Origin of the sequence: Cryobacterium melibiosiphilum (assembly GCF_003602235.1) — a bacterium.
In the GTDB taxonomy this organism is placed as follows: Bacteria; Actinomycetota; Actinomycetes; order Actinomycetales; family Microbacteriaceae; genus Cryobacterium; species Cryobacterium melibiosiphilum.
Genome location: NZ_QZVS01000097.1, coordinates 83,427 through 104,403, shown reverse-complemented (window position 1 = coordinate 104,403; position 20,977 = coordinate 83,427). Strand labels below are relative to the sequence as shown.

Annotated in this window: 25 protein-coding genes, 2 tRNA genes and 1 riboswitch; of the genes, 20 read left to right on the top strand and 7 right to left on the bottom strand. The window is 67.7% G+C overall.

The window, feature by feature from the left end; genetic code table 11:
* Positions 1-124 precede the first annotated feature (124 nt).
* The 11 genes from gatC (at position 125) to D6T64_RS20970 (ending at position 10,411) form a co-directional block, all read left to right on the top strand.
* Entirely contained in the window at positions 125-421 is a 297-nt protein-coding gene (gatC, locus tag D6T64_RS21020) for an Asp-tRNA(Asn)/Glu-tRNA(Gln) amidotransferase subunit GatC (protein WP_119976635.1), read from the top strand.
* A 2-nt stretch (positions 422-423) separates the two neighbouring features.
* The gene (gene gatA / locus D6T64_RS21015; protein WP_119976634.1) at positions 424-1,962 is read left to right on the top strand and encodes an Asp-tRNA(Asn)/Glu-tRNA(Gln) amidotransferase subunit GatA; all 1,539 of its coding nucleotides are present in this window, start codon (positions 424-426) and stop codon (positions 1,960-1,962) included.
* A complete protein-coding gene (gene gatB, locus D6T64_RS21010) occupies positions 1,962-3,482 on the top strand; it encodes an Asp-tRNA(Asn)/Glu-tRNA(Gln) amidotransferase subunit GatB (RefSeq protein WP_119976633.1) in 1,521 nt (506 codons plus the stop codon). Before gatA ends, gatB begins: the two co-directional genes overlap by 1 nt.
* A gap of 9 nt (positions 3,483-3,491) precedes the next feature.
* Positions 3,492-3,845 (top strand): hypothetical protein, encoded by a 354-nt coding sequence (locus D6T64_RS21005; RefSeq protein WP_119976632.1) that lies wholly within the window; start codon positions 3,492-3,494, stop codon positions 3,843-3,845.
* The gene (locus D6T64_RS21000; RefSeq protein ID WP_199719253.1) at positions 3,842-4,942 is read left to right on the top strand and encodes a VIT1/CCC1 transporter family protein; all 1,101 of its coding nucleotides are present in this window, start codon (positions 3,842-3,844) and stop codon (positions 4,940-4,942) included. Before D6T64_RS21005 ends, D6T64_RS21000 begins: the two co-directional genes overlap by 4 nt.
* A 41-nt stretch (positions 4,943-4,983) precedes the next feature.
* On the top strand, positions 4,984-6,234 hold the full coding sequence (gene dinB, locus D6T64_RS20995; RefSeq protein WP_119976631.1) for a DNA polymerase IV: 1,251 nt from the start codon (positions 4,984-4,986) through the stop codon (positions 6,232-6,234).
* Between the two features lie 9 nt (positions 6,235-6,243).
* Positions 6,244-6,573: a hypothetical protein gene (locus D6T64_RS20990; protein WP_119976630.1), complete on the top strand. Its 330-nt coding sequence runs from the start codon at positions 6,244-6,246 to the stop codon at positions 6,571-6,573.
* An 86-nt stretch (positions 6,574-6,659) separates the two neighbouring features.
* Positions 6,660-6,769, top strand: a riboswitch (TPP riboswitch).
* Positions 6,770-6,801: 32 nt separating this feature from the next.
* Positions 6,802-7,446 carry an ECF transporter S component gene (locus tag D6T64_RS20985; RefSeq protein WP_119976629.1) on the top strand — a complete coding sequence of 215 codons (645 nt, stop codon included), beginning with the start codon at positions 6,802-6,804 and terminating at the stop codon, positions 7,444-7,446.
* Positions 7,447-7,456: 10 nt separating this feature from the next.
* Positions 7,457-8,995 carry an ABC transporter ATP-binding protein gene (locus tag D6T64_RS20980; RefSeq protein ID WP_119976628.1) on the top strand — a complete coding sequence of 513 codons (1,539 nt, stop codon included), beginning with the start codon at positions 7,457-7,459 and terminating at the stop codon, positions 8,993-8,995.
* A complete protein-coding gene (locus tag D6T64_RS20975; RefSeq protein ID WP_119976627.1) occupies positions 8,992-9,789 on the top strand; it encodes an energy-coupling factor transporter transmembrane component T family protein in 798 nt (265 codons plus the stop codon). Before D6T64_RS20980 ends, D6T64_RS20975 begins: the two co-directional genes overlap by 4 nt.
* Positions 9,790-9,862: 73 nt before the next feature.
* Positions 9,863-10,411 carry an AAA family ATPase gene (locus D6T64_RS20970; RefSeq protein ID WP_233551477.1) on the top strand — a complete coding sequence of 183 codons (549 nt, stop codon included), beginning with the start codon at positions 9,863-9,865 and terminating at the stop codon, positions 10,409-10,411.
* Here D6T64_RS20970 and D6T64_RS20965 read toward each other — a convergent pair.
* Both D6T64_RS20965 and D6T64_RS20960 read right to left on the bottom strand, forming a co-directional pair.
* Positions 10,408-11,715 carry a D-alanyl-D-alanine carboxypeptidase family protein gene (locus D6T64_RS20965; protein ID WP_119976626.1) on the bottom strand — a complete coding sequence of 436 codons (1,308 nt, stop codon included), beginning with the start codon at positions 11,713-11,715 and terminating at the stop codon, positions 10,408-10,410. The two genes, D6T64_RS20970 and D6T64_RS20965, sit on opposite strands and share 4 nt — an antisense overlap.
* A 24-nt stretch (positions 11,716-11,739) precedes the next feature.
* Complete coding sequence (locus D6T64_RS20960; RefSeq protein ID WP_119976625.1) at positions 11,740-12,090, bottom strand: metallopeptidase family protein; 351 nt, start codon at positions 12,088-12,090, stop codon at positions 11,740-11,742.
* A gap of 175 nt (positions 12,091-12,265) precedes the next feature.
* On the opposite strand from D6T64_RS20960, the gene D6T64_RS20955 reads away from it, so the two are divergent.
* The gene (locus D6T64_RS20955) at positions 12,266-12,952 is read left to right on the top strand and encodes a hypothetical protein (RefSeq protein ID WP_119976624.1); all 687 of its coding nucleotides are present in this window, start codon (positions 12,266-12,268) and stop codon (positions 12,950-12,952) included.
* Between the two features lie 142 nt (positions 12,953-13,094).
* Here the strand turns inward: D6T64_RS20955 and D6T64_RS20950 are convergent.
* Both D6T64_RS20950 and orn read right to left on the bottom strand, forming a co-directional pair.
* A tRNA-His gene (locus tag D6T64_RS20950) sits at positions 13,095-13,170 on the bottom strand.
* Between the two features lie 46 nt (positions 13,171-13,216).
* Entirely contained in the window at positions 13,217-13,837 is a 621-nt protein-coding gene (gene orn, locus D6T64_RS20945) for an oligoribonuclease (protein WP_119976623.1), read from the bottom strand.
* Positions 13,838-13,916: 79 nt separating this feature from the next.
* Here orn and D6T64_RS20940 point away from each other — a divergent pair, with 79 nt between their 5' ends.
* The 3 genes from D6T64_RS20940 (at position 13,917) to nadE (ending at position 15,178) form a co-directional block, all read left to right on the top strand.
* Positions 13,917-14,177, top strand: coding sequence for a thioredoxin family protein (locus tag D6T64_RS20940; protein WP_119976622.1), 261 nt, complete (start codon positions 13,917-13,919; stop codon positions 14,175-14,177).
* A 64-nt stretch (positions 14,178-14,241) separates the two neighbouring features.
* Positions 14,242-14,317: transfer RNA gene (locus D6T64_RS20935), tRNA-Arg, on the top strand.
* A 21-nt stretch (positions 14,318-14,338) separates the two neighbouring features.
* Complete coding sequence (gene nadE, locus D6T64_RS20930; RefSeq protein WP_119976621.1) at positions 14,339-15,178, top strand: ammonia-dependent NAD(+) synthetase; 840 nt, start codon at positions 14,339-14,341, stop codon at positions 15,176-15,178.
* 70 nt (positions 15,179-15,248) lie between these two features.
* On the opposite strand, the gene D6T64_RS20925 is transcribed toward nadE, so the two are convergent.
* Both D6T64_RS20925 and D6T64_RS20920 read right to left on the bottom strand, forming a co-directional pair.
* Positions 15,249-15,983 carry a hypothetical protein gene (locus D6T64_RS20925; RefSeq protein ID WP_199719252.1) on the bottom strand — a complete coding sequence of 245 codons (735 nt, stop codon included), beginning with the start codon at positions 15,981-15,983 and terminating at the stop codon, positions 15,249-15,251.
* Positions 15,984-16,101: 118 nt separating this feature from the next.
* Complete coding sequence (locus D6T64_RS20920; RefSeq protein WP_147364634.1) at positions 16,102-16,347, bottom strand: hypothetical protein; 246 nt, start codon at positions 16,345-16,347, stop codon at positions 16,102-16,104.
* Positions 16,348-16,494: 147 nt separating this feature from the next.
* On the opposite strand from D6T64_RS20920, the gene msrA reads away from it, so the two are divergent.
* From msrA to D6T64_RS20895, 5 genes are all read left to right on the top strand, one after another.
* Complete coding sequence (msrA, locus tag D6T64_RS20915) at positions 16,495-17,019, top strand: peptide-methionine (S)-S-oxide reductase MsrA (protein WP_119976619.1); 525 nt, start codon at positions 16,495-16,497, stop codon at positions 17,017-17,019.
* 176 nt (positions 17,020-17,195) lie between these two features.
* Positions 17,196-17,750, top strand: coding sequence for a single-stranded DNA-binding protein (locus D6T64_RS20910; protein ID WP_119976618.1), 555 nt, complete (start codon positions 17,196-17,198; stop codon positions 17,748-17,750).
* Positions 17,751-17,786: 36 nt separating this feature from the next.
* Positions 17,787-18,326: a DUF6993 domain-containing protein gene (locus D6T64_RS20905; RefSeq protein WP_119976617.1), complete on the top strand. Its 540-nt coding sequence runs from the start codon at positions 17,787-17,789 to the stop codon at positions 18,324-18,326.
* 5 nt (positions 18,327-18,331) lie between these two features.
* Positions 18,332-20,014, top strand: coding sequence for an energy-dependent translational throttle protein EttA (gene ettA / locus D6T64_RS20900; RefSeq protein WP_119976616.1), 1,683 nt, complete (start codon positions 18,332-18,334; stop codon positions 20,012-20,014).
* Positions 20,015-20,034: 20 nt separating this feature from the next.
* Positions 20,035-20,526: an acyl-CoA thioesterase gene (locus D6T64_RS20895; protein ID WP_119976615.1), complete on the top strand. Its 492-nt coding sequence runs from the start codon at positions 20,035-20,037 to the stop codon at positions 20,524-20,526.
* Here D6T64_RS20895 and D6T64_RS20890 read toward each other — a convergent pair.
* Positions 20,523-20,960, bottom strand: coding sequence for a QcrA and Rieske domain-containing protein (locus tag D6T64_RS20890; protein ID WP_119976614.1), 438 nt, complete (start codon positions 20,958-20,960; stop codon positions 20,523-20,525). The two genes, D6T64_RS20895 and D6T64_RS20890, sit on opposite strands and share 4 nt — an antisense overlap.
* Positions 20,961-20,977: the final 17 nt, after the last annotated feature.

The window sequence follows — 20,977 nt, the reverse complement described above, 5'->3', positions numbered from 1 at the left end:
CATCCGCCGCCGAACCGACGGATGCCGCACCCACCGCCCGCACGCACCTCGCGCAGGCTACGCGGCCCGCGCCCCCGGCCGCCTCCTTTAGAATTGAGGTTCCCCACCAGTTCATTGGAGCAACATGTCTGCAATCACGGCCGAGCAGGTCGCCCATCTGGCGAACCTCGCCCGGATCGACCTCAGTCCGGAAGAGATCACGAACCTCACCCTCGACCTCGGCCAGATCGTCGACTCCGTCGCCAAGGTGCAAGAAGTCGCCACCAGCGACGTGCCGGCGACTAGCCACCCGATGCCGCTGACCAACGTGTTCCGTGAAGACGTCGTCGTCCCCTCGCTTTCTGTCGAGCAGGCCCTGTCCGGTGCGCCCGCGCGCGCCGGCGACAAATTCCGGGTGCCCGCCATCCTGGACGAGGAGTAACCATGACCGAACTCATCCGCCTCACCGCCGCCGAGCTGAGCTCCCGCCTGCAGGACAAGTCCGTGAGCGCCGTCGAAGCCACCCAGGCCCACCTCGACCAGATCACCGCCGTCGACACCGACCTGCACGCGTTCCTGTACGTCGCCGCCGACGCTGCGCTCGCCACCGCCGCCCGCATCGACGCCCGCCGCGCCGCCGGCGAAGAGCTCGGTCCGCTCGCCGGCGTGCCGATCGCGATCAAAGACGTGCTCACGACCCTCGACATGCCGACCACGGCCGGCTCCAAGATCCTCGAAGGCTGGGTGCCGCCCTACGACGCGACCGTCGTCCGACGCCTGCGCGCCGCCGACCTGATCCCGCTCGGCAAGACCAACATGGACGAGTTCGCGATGGGCTCCTCCACTGAGCACTCCGCTTACGGCGTCACCCGCAACCCCTGGGACCGCGACCGCATCCCCGGCGGGTCCGGCGGTGGCTCGGCCGCGGCCGTCGCCTCCTTCCAGGCGCCGCTCGCCCTCGGCAGCGACACCGGCGGATCGATCCGCCAGCCCGCCGCCGTCACCGGCTCGGTCGGCGTCAAGCCCACCTACGGCGCGGTCTCCCGCTACGGCGCGATCGCCCTCGCCTCGAGCCTCGACCAAGTCGGTCCGGTCTCCCGCACGGTCTTCGACGCCGCCCTGCTGCACGACGTGATCGGCGGCCACGACCCGCTCGACTCGACGTCGCTGACGGATGCCTGGCCCTCCATGGCCGCAGCGGCCACGGCGGGACTCAAAGACGGCGCCCTCAAGGGCGTGCGCGTCGGTGTCATCAAGGAGCTCTCCGGCTCCGGCTTCCAGGCCGGCGTCACCCAGCGTTTCACCGAGACCCTCGCGCTGCTGACCGCCGCCGGCGCCGAGATCACCGAGGTCTCCGCCCCGAACTTCGAGTACGCCGTCGCGGCGTACTACCTGATCCTTCCGGCGGAAGCCTCGAGCAACCTCGCCCGCTTCGACTCCGTGCGCTTCGGCATCCGCGTCGACCCGGCCGAAGGATCGCTCACGAGCGAGCACGTGATGGCCGCCACCCGCGAGGCCGGTTTCGGCCCCGAGGTCAAGCGCCGCATCATACTCGGCACCTACGCCCTCAGCACCGGCTACTACGACGCCTACTACGGCAGCGCCCAGAAGGTACGCACCCTCATCCAGCGCGACTTCGCCGCCGCCTTCGACCAGGTCGACATCCTGGTCTCCCCGAGCGCGCCGACCACCGCGTTCAAGTTCGGCGAGAAGCTCGAAGACCCGATGGCGATGTACCTGAACGACATCACCACCATCCCGGCCAACCTCGCCGGAGTGCCCGGCATGAGCATCCCGATCGGACTCGCCCCCGAAGACGGCCTGCCCGTCGGTCTACAGATCATGGCGCCCGCGCGAGCGGATGCCCGCCTCTACACCTACGGCGCCGCGATCGAGCAGCTGCTCGAAGCGACCTGGGGTCACACCATGCTCGACCAGGCTCCGGCGCTCGCGCTGGCCACAACCGCAAAGGGAGCCATCTGATGGCCAAGCCCGAACTGATGGATTACGACAAGGCCCTCGAGCTGTTCGAGCCGGTTCTCGGCTTCGAGGTGCACGTCGAGCTCAACACCAAGACCAAGATGTTCTGCGGCTGCGCCAACGAATTCGGCTCCGGCGCCAACACGAACACCTGCCCGACCTGCCTCGGCTTGCCCGGTGGCCTCCCGCAGGTGAACCACAAGGCGATCGAGTCCAGCATCCGTCTGGGCCTCGCCCTCGGCTGTGAGATCGCCGAGCACTCCCGCTTCGCCCGCAAGAACTACTTCTACCCCGACACGGCGAAGAACTTCCAGACCAGCCAGTACGACGACCCGATCTGCCACGACGGCTCGCTGACCATCGAACTCGAAAGCGGTCGCCTGGTCACCGTCGAGATCGAACGCGCCCACATGGAGGACGACGCCGGCAAGCTCACCCACATGGGCGGCTCGACGGGCCGCATCCAGGGCGCCGACTACTCCCTCGTCGACTACAACCGCGGCGGCGTGCCGCTCGTCGAGATCGTCACCCAGATGATCGAGGGCGCCGAACACGACGCCCCCGAAATCGGCCGCACCTACGTCGCCGGCATCCGCGAGATCGCCAAGGCCCTCGGCGTCTCCAACGCCCGGATGGAAGAGGGCAACGTGCGCTGCGACGCGAACGTGTCGCTGCGTCCGCGCGGCTCGAAGGTGCTCGGTACCCGCACCGAGACCAAGAACGTCAACTCGCTGCGCAGCGTCGAACGTGCCGTGCGCTACGAAATCCAGCGCCAGGCCGCCGTGCTCCACGCTGGCGGCACCATCACGCAGGAGACCCGGCACTGGCACGAGGACACCGGCATCACGAGCGCCGGCCGCCCCAAGAGCGACGCTGACGACTACCGTTACTTTCCCGAGCCCGACCTGGTGCCCATGGCGCCGTCGCGCGAATGGGTCGAAGAGCTGCGCCTGACCCTGCCCGAACCGCCCGCGGCCCGCCGCAAGCGCCTGCAGGCCGACTGGGGCTTCGCGAACCTCGAGTTCCAGGACGTCGTCAACTCCGACCTGATGGACGCCGTCGAGGCGACCGTCGCCGCTGGGGCCTCCGCCCAGTCCGCCCGCAAATGGTGGACCGGCGAGATCGCCCGCCTCGCCAACGCGGCCGGTGTCGCCGCGGATTCCCTCGTGCAGCCCGCTCAGTTGGCCGCGCTGATCGCGCTCGTCGAGGCCGGCACCCTGACCGACCGCCTGGCCCGCCAGGTGCTCGAGGGCGTCATCGCCGGCGAAGGCACCCCCGCCGAGGTCGTCGCCTCACGCGGCCTCGCGGTAGTTTCCGACGACGGCGCACTCATCGCCGCCATCGACGAAGCCCTCAGCAAGCAGCCCGACGTGCTCGCCAAGATTCGCGACGGCAAGCTGCAGGCCGCCGGCGCCGTGATCGGCGCGGTCATGAAGGCCATGCGTGGTCAAGCGGATGCCGCCCGCGTGCGCGAGCTCGTTCTCGAACGCGCCGGAACGGCCGAGTCCGGATCGGTCGAGTAGCGAATGTGGATGCGGCGTGACCCCGGAACCGGGCCCGACTCGAACGGCGCGCCCTCGGGCGTGCGGTTCGGCGTCGGCGTGCAGGTGATCGTGCGCCTCGACCGTACCCGGTTTCCCGACTCCCTCGCGGAGGACCCGATCGGGGTGATCGTCGCGCCCGGTGAGTTGAGTGGGTCGGCGTTCTACGCGCCCACCACCCGTCGTGAGGCGAGCTGGGAGGTGCAGTTCGAGGAACCGTTCTACGGCCTCGACGGGTCGGGCCCGCATGAGTCTGCCGTTGTCCCGCAAGGCCTGCTGGAAGCGGCGCCGGACTCGGGCCTGCCGGGCTCCGACCGGCCAGGCACCGGGCAGCCCGCGTCGTGAGCGACGTGACGACCCGTACGCCGAGTGGCGCGGACATCCGTCGCTGGCGCCGGTATCTGGCCGATGAGCAGGCCGAGGCGGCGGTGTACCGCGACCTGGCCGCCCGGCGGGCGGGGGAGGAGCGGGAGATTCTGCTGGCCCTCGCCGATGCCGAGGGGCGCCACGAACAGCACTGGCGGGAGCTGCTCGGCGACCGGGTCGGATCTCCCAAACGCGGAGCGCTGCACTCCCGTTTTCTCGGGCTGCTCGCTCGGCGTTTCGGCTCGGTCTTCGTGCTCGCGCTCGCCCAGCGGGCCGAGTCGCGGTCACCCTATGACGGCGATCGCGACGCGACGAGCGCGATGGCCGCCGACGAGACGATTCACGAGGAGGTCGTGCGGGGCCTCGCGGCCCGCGGACGCAAGCGTCTGTCGGGCACGTTTCGCGCGGCCGTCTTCGGCGTGAACGACGGCCTGGTCAGCAACCTCGCCCTGGTGCTCGGCATCGGGGCCACTGGCGTGGCGCCGGCCACAATCCTGTTCACCGGTATCGCCGGCCTGCTGGCCGGCGCCCTGTCGATGGGCGCCGGGGAATACGTGTCGGTGCGGTCCCAGCGGGAGCTGCTCGAGGCCTCCACGCCGAACCCCACCGACCGCACCGTGCTGGCCCACCTCGACCTCGCGGCGAATGAGCTCACCCTCGTCTACCGTGCCCGGGGAATGTCTCCCGAGAAGGCCGAAGCACACGCCCGTGAGGTGCTGCGCACCGTGGCCGTCGCCACGGGCCCGATCGAGGTTCGTGGCCGGGCCACCGTGCCCGTCGTCGACGAGCACGAAGCCATCGGAACCGGCATCGGCGCCGCCACGTCGAGTTTCTGCTTCTTCGCGTCGGGTGCCCTGCTGCCGGTGCTGCCGTATCTGTTCGGGATGACCGGTATTGCCGCGATCGTCCTCGCGACCGTGCTCGTGGGCCTTGCCCTGCTGGCGACCGGCGCCGTCGTGGGCCTGCTCTCGGGCGGCCCGCCGCTCGCCCGGGCGCTGCGCCAGCTGGCGATCGGGCTCGGCGCCGCCGCGGTCACCTACCTCCTCGGCCTCGCGTTCGGCACGACACTGGGCTAATCTGCGGCCACCGGCGGGGATGGGAAGGATGAGGGTCTGGTATGGGCAGACAGGACGGTAGCGGCCGACAGGTCACGACCACACCCGTCGACGACAGCTCGGCGACGGTACTGCACATCGACCTCGACGCGTTCTTCGTGTCCGTCGAACTGCTTGACCACCCCGAATATGCCTCCCAGCCGGTGGTCGTCGGCCACCGGTCGGGCCGGTCGGTGGTGACCGCCGCGAACTACATCGCCCGCGGCTACGGGGTCAACTCGGCCATGCCGATGGCCCTCGCGCTGCGGCGCTGCCCGAACGCCGTCGTGCTCGAACCGCACATGGGGGCCTACCAGCACTACTCGGCGAAGGTCATGGCGATCTTCGACGACTTCACGCCCCTCGTCGAGCGTCTCGGCATCGACGAGGCCTTTCTCGATGTGGCCGGCGCCCGCCGCCTGCACGGGTCGCCCGCGGTGATCGGTGAGCTCATTCGCGCCCGGGTGTTCGCCGAGACCGGCCTGGTCTGTTCGGTCGGGGCCGCGGCGACCAAGTTCGTGGCCAAGCTGGCTTCGGGACTCTCCAAGCCGAACGGCCTGCTCGTGATTCCGGCCGAAGACACCATCGGTTTTTTGCATCCGCTGCCCGTGACCGCGCTCTGGGGGGTGGGAGCCGCGACCGAAGAGGCCCTCACCCGGCTCGGCCTCCGCACCATCGGCGACATCGCGAAGACGCCGCTGGCCACCCTGCAGAGCCGCATCGGTGAGGCGGCCGGCCGCAAGCTGCACGACCTCGCCTGGGGCCAGGACCCCCGCACGGTCACGGTGGAACGCGAGGAAAAAAGCGTCGGCCGCGAGGTGACTTTCGAACACGACGTGACGGATGTCGCCCGGTTGCGCAGCGAACTGCTGCGCCAGTGCGACGACGTGGCCGTTCGCCTGCGGCGGGCCGGTCTCGTGGGCCGTGCCGTGTCGCTCAAACTGCGGTACACCGACTTCAGCACGGTGACCCGGTCCCGCACCCTCGCGGAGCCCACCAATGTGGGCCGCCGGATCTATGAGGAAGCGGTCGTGAGCTTTGAGACCCTGGCGGCCCACGGCATCCGGGTGCGCCTGATCGGCGTGCGGGTGGAGCAGCTCAGCGACAGCGACGGGCAGGGGCTGGCACTCTGGGACCCGGACGACGACTGGCGTGCGGCAGAGAAAGCGGTCGATTCGGTGTCGGATCGGTTCGGCCGCGGGGCCGTGCAGCCCGCGTCCCTGTTGAAACCTCGCCAGAGTTCGCCGGGTCCGAATCCGGAAGCCGGGGGGTAACCTGTGGGCATGACGAATCTTGCCCTCAAACTTGCCGAAAATGCCCGTTCCGCCGGTGTGAAGACCGCTTACGGTGATCCCGTCGAGATCGACGGCACCACCATCGTTCCGGTCGCGGTCAGCTACTACGGCTTCGGCGGTGGCGGCGACGCCGAGTCGCCCGACGGAATGGGCGGCGGCGGCGGCGGCGGAATGTCTGCCCCGATCGGCGCCTACCTCAAGTCCGGCGGACGGGTGCACTTCGAACCGAACGTGATTGCACTGCTCGCCGTGGGCATCCCGTTCGTGTCGGCGGTCGGCTGGGCGATCGCGCGCATCGTGCGGGCCCTCAAGAAGTAGGTCCGCGCGACGCGCTCACGCACGAATGACGCCGTCCGTGCGGGCGGCGTCACATTCGCGCGGGTGCCGCCGGGTGGGGTTAGACTCCAAGAGAACACGGGAGTCCGGTGAACCGGGCTGAGAGGAAGCTTCTTTGGCTTCGACCGTCGAACCTGATCTGGATCATGCCAGCGCAGGGAGACTTCTCTAACCCGTGCCCCGACTCCACCTACGGAAAGGGCACGCACAGTGCACGCCACACCCACCCTCCTCACCAGCTCCTCCCTGTCGAATCCGGTCAAGGCCGCGCGTAATTTTCGCTGGCGTGTCGTGGACATCGTCGTCGCCAGTATTATCGGTGTCGCCAGCGGACTCATCTTCGTTGTCTGGAACCAGGCCTCCAACCCGCTCGGCGGTCTGCTGACCCCCCTCCTGCCGGGACTGCAGGGCCTGCTCGGCGGCGGGTGGTTGTTTGCCGGCGTGCTCGGCGGTCTCATCATTCGCAAACCCGGGGCTGCGCTCTACACCGAGCTGCTCGCCGCGTTCGTGGCGACGCTCATCGGCGGCAACGCCTGGGGCAGCCTCGTGCTGGTCTCCGGGCTGACGCAGGGGCTCGGTGCCGAGCTCGTCTTCGCCCTGTTCCTCTACGGCAACTACCGCGCCTACGTCGCTCTGCTCGCCGGAGCCGGCGCGGGCATCGCGCTCACCATCACCGACCTCCTCCTCTGGTACCCCGGTTCTGCTGCCCTGTTCATGGGCACCTACATGGCGACATCCATCATCTCCGGCGTCGTGGTTGCGGGCGGCTTGTCCTGGCTGGCGCTCAGGGGGCTGGCCCGCACGGGAGCGCTCAGCCGATTCGCATCCGGACGAGACGGCACGGCGGCCGTGTAGGCCGGCGGACATGACCGTCGATTCCTCGAAAGCCCGCCGCGCGGCATCCGGTTCCGCTGCGGGCGCGTCGATCGACGCCCGCGGGTGGGGCTGGCGGCACGCCGGACGTCGCGCCTGGGCCGTCTCCAACCTCGACCTGCGCATCGAACCGGGCGAACGCGTGCTGCTGCTCGGGGCCTCCGGCTCGGGCAAGTCGACGTTCGTGCACGCTCTCGCCGGGGTGCTCGGCGGTGACGACGAGGGCGAACACAGCGGCCAGCTGCTCCTCAACGGGAGCGACCCGATGCATGCCCGCGGCCGCGTCGGCCTGCTCCTGCAGGACCCCGATTCGCAGGTCATCCTGGCGCGGGTCGGCGACGACGTCGCCTTCGGTTGCGAAAACCTCGGTGTTCCGCGCGACGAAATCTGGCGCCGGGTTGAGGCCGCCCTGCGCATGGTGGGTCTGAACCTGCCCCTGAACCACCCCACCTCGGCCCTGTCCGGAGGCCAGAAGCAGCGGCTCGCCCTCGCCGGAGTGCTCGCCATGCGCCCGGGCCTGCTGCTGCTCGACGAACCGACCGCGAACCTCGATCCCGCCGGAGTGCAAGAAGTGCGCGACTCGGTGGCGCGGGTTCTCGACCAGTCTGACGCGACTTTTCTCGTCATCGAACACCGGGTGTCGATCTGGCAGGACCTCGTCAACCGCGTCATCGTGCTCGACCGCGACGGGGGAGTGCTCGCCGACGGGGCCCCCGGCGACGTCCTGGCGCGACAGCGGGAACATCTCGCCGAGTCGGGGGTCTGGGTGCCCGGGGTTGCCCACCAGCTGCCCGCCCGCGCCCGCGCGACGGCCCCGGGCGCATCACCCTCGAGCCCCGAGCCGCTGCTTCAGGCCCGATCCCTGTCGATTGCGCGATCGGCGAATCAGGTGGTCGCCTCCGGAATCGACGTGCAGATCGTTGCCGGCCGGGCGCTGGCCATCACCGGGCCAAACGGCGCCGGAAAGTCGACCCTCGCGCTGACCCTGGCCGGGCTGCTCACGCCGACGGCGGGACGCGTGGTCGCGAGCCGTGAGTTCGCTCGCGGTGCGGCCGGGGATCCCATCCGCTGGAAATCGCGGGACTTGCTGACCCGAATCGGGACCGTCTTCCAGGACCCGGAGCATCAACTCATCGCCGCGACCGTGCGGGCCGAACTGGCCGTGGGCCCGCGGGCGCTCGGGCTGACGGATGCCGTCATCACCTCCCGTATCGACGAACTGCTTCAGCGCCTCCGCCTCGACCACCTGGCCGAGGCCAACCCGTTCACGCTCTCCGGCGGGGAGAAACGACGGCTGTCGGTCGGCACGGTGCTGGCCACCCAGCCCGGACTGCTGGTGCTCGATGAACCGACCTTCGGTCAGGACTTTCGCACCTGGCGGGAGATCGTGCGGTTCCTCGGGGAATTGATCGACGGTGGCACCGCTGTCGTCGCGGTCTCGCACGACGCGGACTTCGTGGCCGCCCTCGCCGATGTCGAATACCGCCTGCCGGAAACCGAACGCTCTGCTGCCCCGGTAGTGCGCCGATGACGACGCTCGCGCCCGGGCGCGGCGATTCCACCGGAACTCGCTCCGCGCTGGCAGGGCTGAACCCGGTCGCCAAGCTCGGGGCGTCGCTGGTTCTTGCCCTCGTTCTGGTGCTGACCATCGACTGGGTGTCAGCGGGTGTCGCGCTCGCCTGCGAACTGGTGCTTTTCCTGTGGGCCGGGCTCACGTTGAGAGTCTTCCTCGTGCGCACCGCACTGGTCTGGATCGCGGCCCCGGCTGCCGGTCTGACCACGCTGCTCTACGGCCAGGCGGCGGGCGTCGTGCACTGGTCCTTCGGGCTCGTCCTGGTGACCGACGGGTCCATCGAGCTCGCCGTCGCGACCGTGCTGCGCGTGCTCGCGATCGGGCTGCCCGCAGTGGTGCTCTTCATCACCATCGACCCGACGGACCTCGCCGACGGCCTCGGACAGGTCGTGAAATTGCCGGCCCGGTTCGTGCTCGGCGGGCTTGCCGGGCTGCGGATGGTCGGCCTGTTCCTCGATGACTGGCGTGCGCTGGAACTGGCTCGTCGGGCCCGGGGCATCGGTGATTCGGGAGCGATTCGACGGTTCTTCAACCAGGCCTTCGCGCTGCTCGTGCTCTCCATCCGCCGCGGCAGCAAACTCGCGACCGCCATGGAAGCTCGTGGCTTCGGGGCGCCGATCCAGCGCACCTGGGCCCGGGAATCGACGTTCGGAGCGCGCGAATACGGGTTGATGGCCATCGGACTGGCCATCGCCCTGCTCGCCGTGACGGTCTCCGTCATGACGGGCCACTGGAACTTTGTCCTCGCCTGACCTGGCGATCCCGGACGCACCGCGGTCGGCCGCAGGGTCGGCTGCGACACGGGCAGCGACACGGGCAGCGACCGTGCTCACCGCACCGGTGTTGGCGGCGCTACAGGGAACCCGGCCAGACTGCGTCGTGCTCATCGACGGGCCCAGCGGCGCGGGCAAAAGCACCCTCGCCGACGTGCTCGTCGCCCAGTGGCCCGGCGTTGCCGGAACCACGGCACGCCCCACACTGGTGCGCCTCGACGACATCTACCCCGGCTGGGCCGGACTCGACGCGGCGATCGAACAGCTCACCGAACGGGTGCTCATTCCGCGCAGCCTGGGCCGGCCGGCGGCCTGGCAACGCTTCGACTGGGAGCGCGGGGAGCCGGCGGAGTGGCACCCCGTCGAGCCGGGGCATCCGCTCATTGTGGAAGGCTGCGGCGCCCTCGCGGCCGCGCACGCCCGGTTGAGCGACGTGCGGGTGTGGATGAGAGCCGATGATGCGCTGCGCAAACGGCGCGCCCTCGATCGGGATGGGGACGCGTTTCGCTCGCACTGGGACCAATGGCAGACCGACTGGGAGGCCTATCGAGTGCGCGAAAACCCGGAAGGGTCGGCGACGATCACCCTGACCGTCGGCTAACTCCGACTCGCGATCAGGGCGCCGATGACCGGCCCCGGGTTCAGCAGGCGCCAGCCGGCTCCCGGGTCACGGATCGTTCGGTCAAGTTCGAGGGGCGATGAGACGGTGCTGCCGTCCCCGGTCTCGACCTGCACGCGGCCGATGGTCTCGCCCTTGCGCCCGGTCGCGAAGGCGTCGACGGTGACATCCGCGGCTCCCGTCGCCACGGCCTGCCAGCCCACCTGGGTCTTCGGCACGCCGACCACGGCCGACGCGGTCTCACCCCATTCGGTGTCGAACGACGCGTAGGCGGCGCCTGACGCGAGCAACGGCAGCTCGGCGACTCCCGCCTGCGCGCTGGCCAGCAGGGCTGCCATGTCGGCGTCGAGCGTGTCCTGATCGGGCTCGCCGACGATGGCGCCGGCGAAGACGAAGGTCGAGTCGCCGCTCACCACCTGGGCCGTGAAGAGCAGGCAGAGCCCGGCTGCGTCGGTGTAGCTGTTCGACAGGCCGGTGACGCCCTCGTCCGACATGAACTCGGTGCGGTTGTCGATGCCGCGTCCGGCCAGAGCGGATGCGGGATGGGCGATGATGTCGGACACGACCGGGTCGGTCGCGGCGAGGGCGGCAATGCGGGCGAGGTCGGTTCCGGTGCCGACGCTGTCGGCGTCGAGCCCGGTCGCATCGACCACTCGGGTGCCGCTGAGTCCGTTCGCGGCCAGCCAGTCAGTGGCGGCCTCGGCATAGGCATCCACCGACCCGAAGGCCCAGCGGGCGAGGGAATCGGCGTGGTTGTTGCTCGAGCCGAGGAGCATGGCCTGCAACATCTCCTGTTCCGTCCAGGTCTCGCCCGTGAAGACGGGCAGGCTGCGCGAGAACTGATTCGAGTAGTCGAGGTAGGACTGGTAGTCGGCCGCGGTGAGGGTGATCGTGGGGCCGACGCCATCGGTGATGGGCTTGGCGTCCAGAACGACCAGGGCGGTGATGACCTTCGCGATCGAGGCCATGGGCAGGGCTTCGCTGGTGCCGCCCACCGCGATGGGCGTGACCGCTTCGACGGCCGGGGTCGTGGCATCCGCTTCGACAGACGTGCTGGCGGCGTCGCTGGCCGGGCGCGCCAGTCCGAGGGTCACAACCGCGCTGGCGCCGGCGGCCGGGAGTACCGGCGGGGACAGGGTCGAAACCACGGCATCGGGTGTGACCACGGTCATGGTCGCTGCGGGAAGCGGCCCGAGCAGGGTGGCCGGACCGTACACGCCGACGCCGAGAATCACGACGGTTCCGGTCAGGATCCCGACGAACCGGCCGGGGCGAAATCTGCTCATGCAATCAGGCTAGCCCGTGTGGGGTTAGCCCCAGCCGAGCTCGTGCAGCCTGTCGTCATCAATTCCGTAGAAGTGCGCGATTTCGTGCACGAGGGTGATGTGCACCTCGTCGCGCAATTCGTCCAGGGTCTCGCAGGCGGCCAGCAGGGGCTCGCGGTAGAGAATGATGCGGTCCGGCATCTCACCGAAGCCGTACTGGTCGCGCTCGGTGAGGGCGATGCCGTCATAGAGGCCGAGCGTGTCCAGGGTGCCGTTTTCCGGGCGGTCCTCGACGACGAAGATGATGTTGTCGAGCCCGTCGACCATGTCGTCGGGGAGCAAATCGAGCTCGTCCACGACCAGTCGTTCGAATTCGGTGGTGTCGAGCTGCAGCATTGACCCAGCATGTCATGAGCGGCTGGGCGACGTTGGCGCCCCGACGGCGGATATTTCGTGTCAGGATACATCTAGTGCACCGCGCGTCGACTACCAGCGTGTTGATGAGGGCCGTAGTTGATGAGGGCCGTGCCGCTCGACCTTCCCGCTGCGCGAACGTGAAAGACCAGGACACATGCCCCAACGAGTTGCCCGCGCCAGTCGAACGTCCAACGCAGCGGTTCTGGTCCTCGGGCTCGGGCTCCTCGGTCTCGCTCTCACGGGGTGCGCGGGTCTGTCCTCGGTCATCGGCATCGACCCGGTGACGTCGACCACCGTTCCCGACGACGGCGCCCTGGCCTTCAACTCCGAGTTCACGGACATGGGGTCGGTGCACCCCACGATCGTCTTGGCCGACCAACTCGAACTCGAACTCGACATGTGGACGGAGCAGAAGACGCGGGATTGGTCTCCCGACAGCGAGAAGCTGTTCTCGTTCGTCATCAGCGTGTACGACCGGTCGGTGTCCGCCGATGCGAGCTTCGAATCGAAGCGGCACGTCTACATGTCCAACATTGCGGTGACGTCGACGATCGAATCGGCGACCGCAGCGTCATCGTCGGCCTATGACCTCAATGCCGACCCGGTGATGCTCACGCTCGATCCCGAGGCGCTGCAATCCGACCAGGGGCTGCTGATCACCTCGCCCAAGGGCGGCTTCCAGCTGGAATCGGAGCGCATCGGCTCGTTACCGGCCGATGCGACCGGAATCACTCTCGATTTCGCCATGACGATCGCGACCGAATCTGTCGCCGGGTCGGCCGCGTACAGCAGCGAGACCGTTCACCAGCTCATCCCGGTGGCGATCTTTCCGCGGGAATAGGCGGGACACAAAAAGCCCCGACAGAGTCTGTCGGGGCTTTCGTCGTGCACACTGTGGTGAAAAATATTCTTGACTAACAATGTTCTTGACCAACAATGTCTTGACTAACATTTTCTTGACTTACGTGGTTTCTTGACTTGCATGGGGTGAGTAACGGGGATTGAACCCGCGACCTCCTGGACCACAACCAGGCGCTCTGCCAACTGAGCTATACCCACCATGTGTCACCTCGCTCTTACGAACGAGGGCAACTCATAGAGTCTATTACACCTGAGCGGTGAAGTTTGACACGACCGAGGCTGAGAGCGATTTTGCCTGATCGCTCGTGGGGCCCGGGTCGGCGACGAACACGGTCTGGCGGTAGTAGGCGAGCTCCCGAATGGACTCGAGGATGTCGGCGAGGGCGCGGTGGCCGCCGTCCTTCGATGGGGCGTTGAAGTAGACGCGCGGGTACCAGCGGCGGGCGAGTTCCTTGATCGAGGAGACGTCGACGTTGCGGTAGTGCAGCCGGGTGTCCAGGCGCGGCATATAGCGAGCCAGGAATCCGCGGTCCGTGCCGATGGAGTTGCCGGCGAGCGGCGCCTTGTGCTCCGCGGGGATGAACCGCAGCAGGTATTCGAGCACCTGGAACTCGGCCTCGGCGGTGCTGACACCGTTCGGAAGCTCGTCGAGGAGTCCCGAGGTGGTGTGCATCTTGCGCACGAAGTCGTTCATATTGTCTAGAGCGGATGCGCTGGGCTTGATGATGATGTCGAGCCCGGGGTCGATGATGTTCAGGTCAAAGTCCGTCACCACGACGGCAATCTCGACCAATTCATCGGCTTCCACGTTCAACCCGGTCATCTCGCAGTCAATCCACACCAACCGGTCAGTGCTATTTATCATGCTCCGAGTCTAACGGCGGGCACTGACAGCGGCGTCAGTGCCGACCCCGGCGTGCGGGCACAACCGTAGACTTGGGCGCATGGAATTCTTGTTCTTTTCGTCCGCTTTCTGTGAGCCGTGCATGCAAACCCGCGCTGTCCTGGCCGAAATGAGCGCCCTGGTGCCACAGGCAACGGTGCGAGAGCTTGACGTGGCGAACGACACCGAAGAGGCCGAGCGCAACGGCATCCGCAATACGCCCACGGTCATCGTGAAGAACGCCGACGGCGTCGAGGTCTTCCGTGCTGCCGGTGTGCCGTCCGTCGCCCAGGTTCTCGTCGCGGCAGCGAAGGCGCTCTAGCAGCCGAGAAGCCGGCCTGCCTTCGTGGCTGGCGCAGATTTGCTATCCTTGACGAGCGCCGCGAGCCCCCGTAGCTCAGTGGATAGAGCAGCGGCCTTCTAATCCGCTTGTCGTAGGTTCGATTCCTACCGGGGGCACCAGCGTGATTGCTAGGCTGGAGTATGCGAGAACTACAGGCGCGAATCATCGCGGAACTCAATGTCTCACCGTCCATCGACCCGGCCGCCGAGATTCGCCGCCGTGTGCAGTTTCTGAAGGATTACCTGATCCGCACCGGGTCCGCCGGTCTGGTACTCGGTATCAGCGGTGGCCAGGACTCGTCTCTCGCCGGCCGGCTGTGCCAGCTGGCGATGGAGGAACTCGCGGCCGAGGGGCGGGATCTGACCTTCATCGCCGTGCGCTTGCCGTACGCGGTTCAGCGTGACGAAGAGGATGCCCAGCTCGCGCTGGGCTTCATCGCCCCGCAGTTCTCGGTCGTGTTCAACATCGAGCGTGCGGTGCTCGGCTTCGAGGCCGAATACGCGGACAGCGCGCAGGAGCCGATGAGTGATTTCACGAAGGGGAATGTCAAGGCCCGGTCACGCATGATCGCCCAGTACGCGCTGGCGGGCCAGAAGAATCTGCTCGTGGTCGGCACCGACCACGCCGCGGAAGCGGTGACCGGGTTCTTCACGAAGTACGGAGACGGCGGAACCGACATTCTTCCCCTGACCGGACTCACCAAGCGCCAGGGCCGGGCACTGCTGGTGGAGCTCGGCGCTCCGGAACGCCTCTACCTCAAGCAGCCCACGGCTGACCTGCTCGACAACGACCCCGGTCAGACCGACGAGACGAATCTTGGGCTGTTCTACCAGCACATCGACGACTACCTCGAGGGCCTGGCCGTTGACGAGTCCATCGCCGAGTCAATCGAAACCCGTTACTTGAACACCGAACACAAGCGCCGCGTTCCGGCCTCACTCTTCGATGACTGGTGGCAGTCGGCATCCGTCACGGTCTGACGGGTCTCAGGCCCAAAAAAGGGGCGGCACCCGGCATCAGCCGAGTGCCGCCCCTGAGCGGGTGCAGGTTTTAGGGGCGAGTGAGAGGCTCGGAGCCGCGAACCTCGAGGGCATTCACGTCGTCGAGCAGTCGCTGGGTCTCCGTCGACGGGTTCGACGGGTTGGCCGGGTAGGTCGACGGCAGCTGGCGGGCCGGAGTCGGCGCGAGGGGCGTGAACTCGGAAGCGGCGACCGGAGTGCTGTACTTCTCGTGGTGCTGCTGGGCAACCCAGGCGTCTTGTTCGGCGAGAACGGCCTTGTCGGAACTGGAACTCTGCAGTTTCCACCGATCGAGGTCGGCCTGGAAGACCTTGCGGGCACGGTTGGGCTTGTTCTGCCAGTCGATGAGGCGGTCGCGAAACTCGACGAGGGCCGGCTCCAGCTGGTAGCCGAACGTGGCCGAGGTGCGCTTCAGTTCAGCGAGCTGGTTGGCCGCCCAGTTTGCGGCGATCCCCGAGCTCTTGACCGGCAGCAGGCGCAGCTGGATGTCCGCCTGGCCGACGGCGCGGTCGCTGAGTACCTGCTCCGCGGGGGTGAGCGAATTCCAGACGGATGCCTCGGTCGCCGCATCGATCAGGGTGCCGATCGCAGCAGCCTTGGTCTCGTGGTCGCGCTGGGCGAGCATGCTGCGAACCGCTGCGCGGGAGATCCACGCGGCCAGCACGCTGCCCACGATGAGGGCAAAGATGAATACGAGCGCGCTAAAGATCACGGGCTGGGCGTCGGCTCCAAAGAGCCAGTCTACGAAGTTCGTCAACGACTGCATGAGCGGCACATTACCGGCCCGCTCGGCGATTCGGGGTACATTCGCGGCGTGCCACGACTTGGTGTCGTGAATTACGCGACGTGAGCGGCGCGAATGACGATTTCAGCGCGGGGTTGGGTCAGCGAAAGCAGTCCGCCGCGTCGGCGAGGTGCCAGAACTCGCCCACCTCCCGTGTCAGGGTGGCGAAGACGAGACGGCGCGCGCTGTATCGGTCACCGTCGGGCGTCGGTCGACGCTCGATGTGGCCGAGAACCGTGCCGTTGCGGGCCGAGACCCGCCACAGCCCGTCACGCACGGGATGGAGAATCAGGGTGCCCATCGGAGTGGTGCTTTCCGAGGCGCTTCTGGTGAGTTGCGTGGTCATGATTCCTCCGTCGATGGTGCGGGAGTGGTTGTCGGTGTTGTCTGCACGCTAGCGGCACCCTCCGACACTCAACTCGACCGGCGGCATCCGCCGTGCTTTCTCCGCGACTTTCAGCCTCGATCCGGCTGGGGCGGTTACGCTGAAACAATGCAAACTTTTGTGATCGCAGGTGGATGTTTCTGGTGTCTCGACGCCGTCTATCGCGTGTTGCGGGGGGTGAGCGATGTCGTCTCGGGCTATACCGGCGGTGCGACGCCGAATCCCGACTATGAGTCGGTCTGTACCGGCCGCACGGGGCACGCCGAAGCCGTCGCCGTCACGTTCGACCCCGAAGTCATCCCGGCGAGCGTGATTCTGGACGTGTTCTTCACCCTGCACGACCCGACTCAGCTCAACCGCCAGGGCGCGGACGTCGGCACCCAGTATCGCTCCGCCATGTTCTATACGGACGACGAGCAGAAGCAACTCTTCGAAACCGCTCGCACCCGGGCAACGGAATGGTGGGGCGCGGGAATCGTCACCACGATCGAACCTCTCAACGTTTATCACGACGCCGAGGACTATCACCAGGACTTTTTCGCGAAGAACCCCGGCCAGGGCTACTGCATGGCCGTCGCGCTGCCCAAGGTGAACAAGATTCGCAAGTCCTACTCGGAGTACCTGGTCAGTTAGTCGAACGCCCACCGAGTCGAACGCCCGGCCGCGTGCCTGCGGAGGTCGTTCCTCCACAGGCGCGGCGCACAGGCAAGATCGCACAAAACGGATGTTTCCCGCCCACCGGTCCGGTGGGACGCCGACACTCGAGGTACGCAGCGAATCGCCTGCGCACCTCGAGTGGGGAGAGAACGATGATTGACAGCATCACCCTGACCGGAATTGTCGCCACTGATCCGCGCCACATCGTCACGACCGACGGGGTGGCGATCACCACCTTCCGGCTGGCGTCCGGACAACGACGCTTCGACCGCTCGACCAATTCCTGGGTCGACGCCGACACCAACTGGTACACCGTGTCCACCTTCCGGCTGCTCGCCCGCAACGTGGCGCGCTCGGTGCAGAAGGGGCAGCACGTGATGCTCACGGGCAAGTTGCGACTGCGCGAGTGGAAAAGCGGCGACCGATCCGGCACCTCCATCGAGGTGACCGCGGATTCTCTCGGTCATGACCTCAACTGGTATATGACCACGGCGATCCGCACGGGCATGACGGCGCAGATCGCGCCGGGCTCCGCGCCAAGCTCCACCCCGGGCACTGCACCGGGTATCGCCGCGGACCTCGACGCCGAACGCGACGCCGGGCTGGACAACCGGCCGAGCCGCGCGGGCGAGGCTTCTGCCACCGAAACGGAGACGGCGCCCGCCCGCCCCAGCGGCGCTCCGGCCCTGGCCCCCGTAGACTTCTAACGTCGGCACGACTGTGCCCACGGGGAGGAACTACGCGTGCGTCACAACGTATCCAGCCAGCGATCGGTCGTGGCCGGCAGCCACCTCGGGAGGTCCGCTCCGTCCCGGGCCGTCGCCTCCGCCACCCGTGTCGGAGTGGCCGTAGGACTGGTCCTGATCCTGGCCGCGTGCACCAACCCGGCGCCGGCGCCGAGCTCGTCACCGTCGGAGACCGATTCAGTCGCGCCGACGACCACCGAGACCCCGGCCCCGGCGCTCGCGCTCCAGCCTGCGGCCAGCGCCGCCGACAACCAGGCCTACTTCGATTCGGTGGCGTCCACGGTCACCACGATCGATGGCCGCTCCTTTGTCGACGCGTTGACCGCAGCCGGTTTCGACAAAACCCAGATGGAAGTCACCTTCGACCGTACCGACGCCGATCTGGCCGCCGACACCATCCAGTTCGCGATTCGGTTCAACGGGGAGTGCCTGCTGGGGCAGAACGGGCCCGCCAGCGGCGGCTACCACAGCGCCGTCTCGGCACTGCTCGGCTCCGGCACGTGTCTTCTCGGTACCACCCGTTCAATAGACTGGTAAACACTATGGCCGAATTTATTTACTCAATGGTCCGTGCCCGCAAGGCAATCGGCGAAAAACTCATCCTCGACGACGTCACGATGTCGTTCTTCCCCGGCGCCAAGATCGGCGTTGTCGGTCCGAACGGCGCGGGAAAGTCCACGATCCTCAAGATCATGGCGGGTCTTGACACCCCGAGCAACGGTGAAGCCCGGCTGTCGCCCGGCTACACCGTCGGCATCCTGATGCAGGAGCCGCAGCTCGATGAGAGCAAGACGGTGCTCGAAAACGTGCAGGAGGGCGTCGGTCCGATCAAGGCCAAGGTCGACCGGTTCAACGAGATCAGCCTCGCCCTCGCCGAACCCGACGCCGACTTCGACGCGCTGCTCGAAGAGATGGGCGTGCTGCAGGAAGCCATCGACGCCGCCGATGCCTGGGACCTCGACTCCCAGCTGGAGCAGGCGATGGACGCGTTGCGGACGCCGCCGGGGGACTACTCCGTCGCCAACCTGTCCGGTGGTGAGAAGCGCCGCGTGGCGCTGACGAAGCTGCTGCTGCAGAAGCCCGACCTGTTGCTGCTGGATGAGCCCACTAACCACCTCGACGCCGAGAGCGTGCTCTGGCTCGAGCAGCACCTCGCCAAGTATCCCGGCGCCGTGCTCGCCGTGACCCACGACCGGTATTTCCTCGACCACGTCGCCGAGTGGATCGCCGAGATCGACCGCGGCCACCTCTACCCGTACGAGGGCAACTACTCGACGTACCTCGAGAAGAAGCAGGAACGCCTGCTGGTGCAGGGCAAGAAAGACGCCAAGCTCAGCCGTCGCCTCGCCGACGAGCTCGAGTGGGTGCGCTCCAACGCCAAGGGCCGCCAGGTCAAGTCGAAGGCGCGCCTGGCCCGCTACGAAGAGATGGTCACCGCCGCGGAGAGCACCCGTAAGCTCGACTTCGAAGAGATCCAGATTCCGGTCGGCCCGCGCCTCGGCGCCCAGGTCATCGACGCGTCCAAGCTCGAGAAGGGCTTCGACGGCCGCCTGCTCATCAACAACCTCAGCTTCACCCTGCCCCGCAACGGCATCGTCGGCATCATCGGCCCGAACGGTGTCGGTAAGACGACCCTGTTCAAGACCATCGTGGGCAAGGAGCCGCTCGACGGCGGCGAGCTGCGCATTGGTGAGACGGTCGATATCAGCTATGTCGACCAGGATCGTGGCGGCATCGACCCCAACAAGACCCTGTGGGAGGTCGTCTCCGACGGCCAGGACTACATCCAGGTCGGGCGCACCGAGATCCCGTCGCGCGCCTACGTGTCGACCTTCGGTTTCAAGGGCCCCGACCAGCAGAAGAAGGCCGGGGTGCTCTCCGGTGGAGAGCGCAACCGCCTGAACCTCGCGCTGACCCTGAAGCAGGGCGGCAACCTGTTGCTGCTCGACGAGCCCACAAACGACCTCGACGTCGAAACCCTGGGCTCGCTCGAAAACGCCCTGCTCGAGTTCCCGGGCTGCGCCGTGGTCATCACTCACGACCGGTGGTTCCTCGACCGCGTCGCCACGCACATCCTCTCCTATGAGGGAACGGATGCCGACCCGGCCAATTGGTACTGGTTCGAGGGCAACTTCGAGTCCTACGAGCAGAACAAGATCGAGCGCCTCGGCCCCGACGCGGCGAAGCCGCACCGGTCCGCGTACCGCAAGCTCACCCGCGACTAGGCCGGCATGAATCGATCAGCGTGAAGCTGCACGTTCCGATCAGCCTGCGCTGGTCCGACCTCGATGCCTACGGCCACGTCAACAATGCCGAGATGCTGCGCCTGCTCGAAGAGGCGCGCATCCAGGCATTCTGGGCGACCGATGAAGCCGATGCCCCGGCTGTAGGCGCGGACACCACGGTGGCGAGCATGGCCGTGCTCGACGGACGACCGGGAGCGGCGACGCTTACCCTCATCGCGCGCCAGGAGATCGAATACCTGGCGCCGGTGCCGTACCTGCGCCAACCGATCGACGTGCGGCTGTGGCTCGGCAAGCTCGGCGGCGCCAGCCTCGACGTCTGCTACGAGGTGTGGAGCCCGGCCGGAGTGCTCCCCGAGGTGCTGTTCGCCCGAGCGAACACGACGATCGTGCTCGTGGACGCCCAGAGCGAACGCCCCCGCCGGATCAACGATGTGGAACGCGACGCCTGGACGCCCTACCTCGACGAGCCGATGGTCTTCGCCCGCCGTTAGCCGACGAGAACGGACTCACCGTCGACCGTGGCGGTGAGCGGGTCGAGTGCGCGCGGCGACGGGCCGTCGAGCACCTCTCCGGTGGCGCCGTCGAACTTGGACTGGTGGCACGGGCACTCGAATCCGGAGCTGGCGGGAGCGACGGTGCAGCCCTGGTGCGGGCAGACGGCGCTGAACGCGACGACCTCGCCGGCGGTCGGCTGGGATAGCAGCACCGGCTGCCCCGCAACCATGACGGCAATGCCGCCGCCGACGGGGATGTCCGCGAGCGTGGCGACCTGCTCGGGAGCGCTGGAGGCGGTGGCGTCGGGTGAGGCGGCATCCGTCTCGGCGGTGACCTCCCCCGCGGGAGCACAGGCGGCCAGGGCGAGGGCGGACCCGACCCCACCGAGTACGAGCAGGGAACGGCGGGACAGGTCAGAAGTGTTCGTCATGAGGCTCCTCGAGTAAG

What these genes read in the sequence shown, in the direction of transcription:
- D6T64_RS20910 (WP_119976618.1), top strand. Translation starts at nt 17,196, where the DNA reads ATGATTGACAGCATCACCCTGACCGGAATTGTCGCCACTGATCCGCGC.
- gatC (WP_119976635.1), top strand. Translation starts at nt 125, where the DNA reads ATGTCTGCAATCACGGCCGAGCAGGTCGCCCATCTGGCGAACCTCGCC.
- nadE (WP_119976621.1), top strand. Translation starts at nt 14,339, where the DNA reads ATGCGAGAACTACAGGCGCGAATCATCGCGGAACTCAATGTCTCACCG.
- D6T64_RS20925 (WP_199719252.1), bottom strand. Translation starts at nt 15,983, where the DNA reads ATGCAGTCGTTGACGAACTTCGTAGACTGGCTCTTTGGAGCCGACGCC.
- D6T64_RS20980 (WP_119976628.1), top strand. Translation starts at nt 7,457, where the DNA reads ATGACCGTCGATTCCTCGAAAGCCCGCCGCGCGGCATCCGGTTCCGCT.
- ettA (WP_119976616.1), top strand. Translation starts at nt 18,332, where the DNA reads ATGGCCGAATTTATTTACTCAATGGTCCGTGCCCGCAAGGCAATCGGC.
- D6T64_RS20975 (WP_119976627.1), top strand. Translation starts at nt 8,992, where the DNA reads ATGACGACGCTCGCGCCCGGGCGCGGCGATTCCACCGGAACTCGCTCC.
- D6T64_RS20940 (WP_119976622.1), top strand. Translation starts at nt 13,917, where the DNA reads ATGGAATTCTTGTTCTTTTCGTCCGCTTTCTGTGAGCCGTGCATGCAA.
- msrA (WP_119976619.1), top strand. Translation starts at nt 16,495, where the DNA reads ATGCAAACTTTTGTGATCGCAGGTGGATGTTTCTGGTGTCTCGACGCC.
- D6T64_RS21005 (WP_119976632.1), top strand. Translation starts at nt 3,492, where the DNA reads ATGCGGCGTGACCCCGGAACCGGGCCCGACTCGAACGGCGCGCCCTCG.
- D6T64_RS20990 (WP_119976630.1), top strand. Translation starts at nt 6,244, where the DNA reads ATGACGAATCTTGCCCTCAAACTTGCCGAAAATGCCCGTTCCGCCGGT.
- D6T64_RS20920 (WP_147364634.1), bottom strand. Translation starts at nt 16,347, where the DNA reads ATGACCACGCAACTCACCAGAAGCGCCTCGGAAAGCACCACTCCGATG.
- orn (WP_119976623.1), bottom strand. Translation starts at nt 13,837, where the DNA reads ATGATAAATAGCACTGACCGGTTGGTGTGGATTGACTGCGAGATGACC.
- D6T64_RS20955 (WP_119976624.1), top strand. Translation starts at nt 12,266, where the DNA reads ATGCCCCAACGAGTTGCCCGCGCCAGTCGAACGTCCAACGCAGCGGTT.
- D6T64_RS20890 (WP_119976614.1), bottom strand. Translation starts at nt 20,960, where the DNA reads ATGACGAACACTTCTGACCTGTCCCGCCGTTCCCTGCTCGTACTCGGT.
- gatA (WP_119976634.1), top strand. Translation starts at nt 424, where the DNA reads ATGACCGAACTCATCCGCCTCACCGCCGCCGAGCTGAGCTCCCGCCTG.
- dinB (WP_119976631.1), top strand. Translation starts at nt 4,984, where the DNA reads ATGGGCAGACAGGACGGTAGCGGCCGACAGGTCACGACCACACCCGTC.
- D6T64_RS20965 (WP_119976626.1), bottom strand. Translation starts at nt 11,715, where the DNA reads ATGAGCAGATTTCGCCCCGGCCGGTTCGTCGGGATCCTGACCGGAACC.
- D6T64_RS20960 (WP_119976625.1), bottom strand. Translation starts at nt 12,090, where the DNA reads ATGCTGCAGCTCGACACCACCGAATTCGAACGACTGGTCGTGGACGAG.
- gatB (WP_119976633.1), top strand. Translation starts at nt 1,962, where the DNA reads ATGGCCAAGCCCGAACTGATGGATTACGACAAGGCCCTCGAGCTGTTC.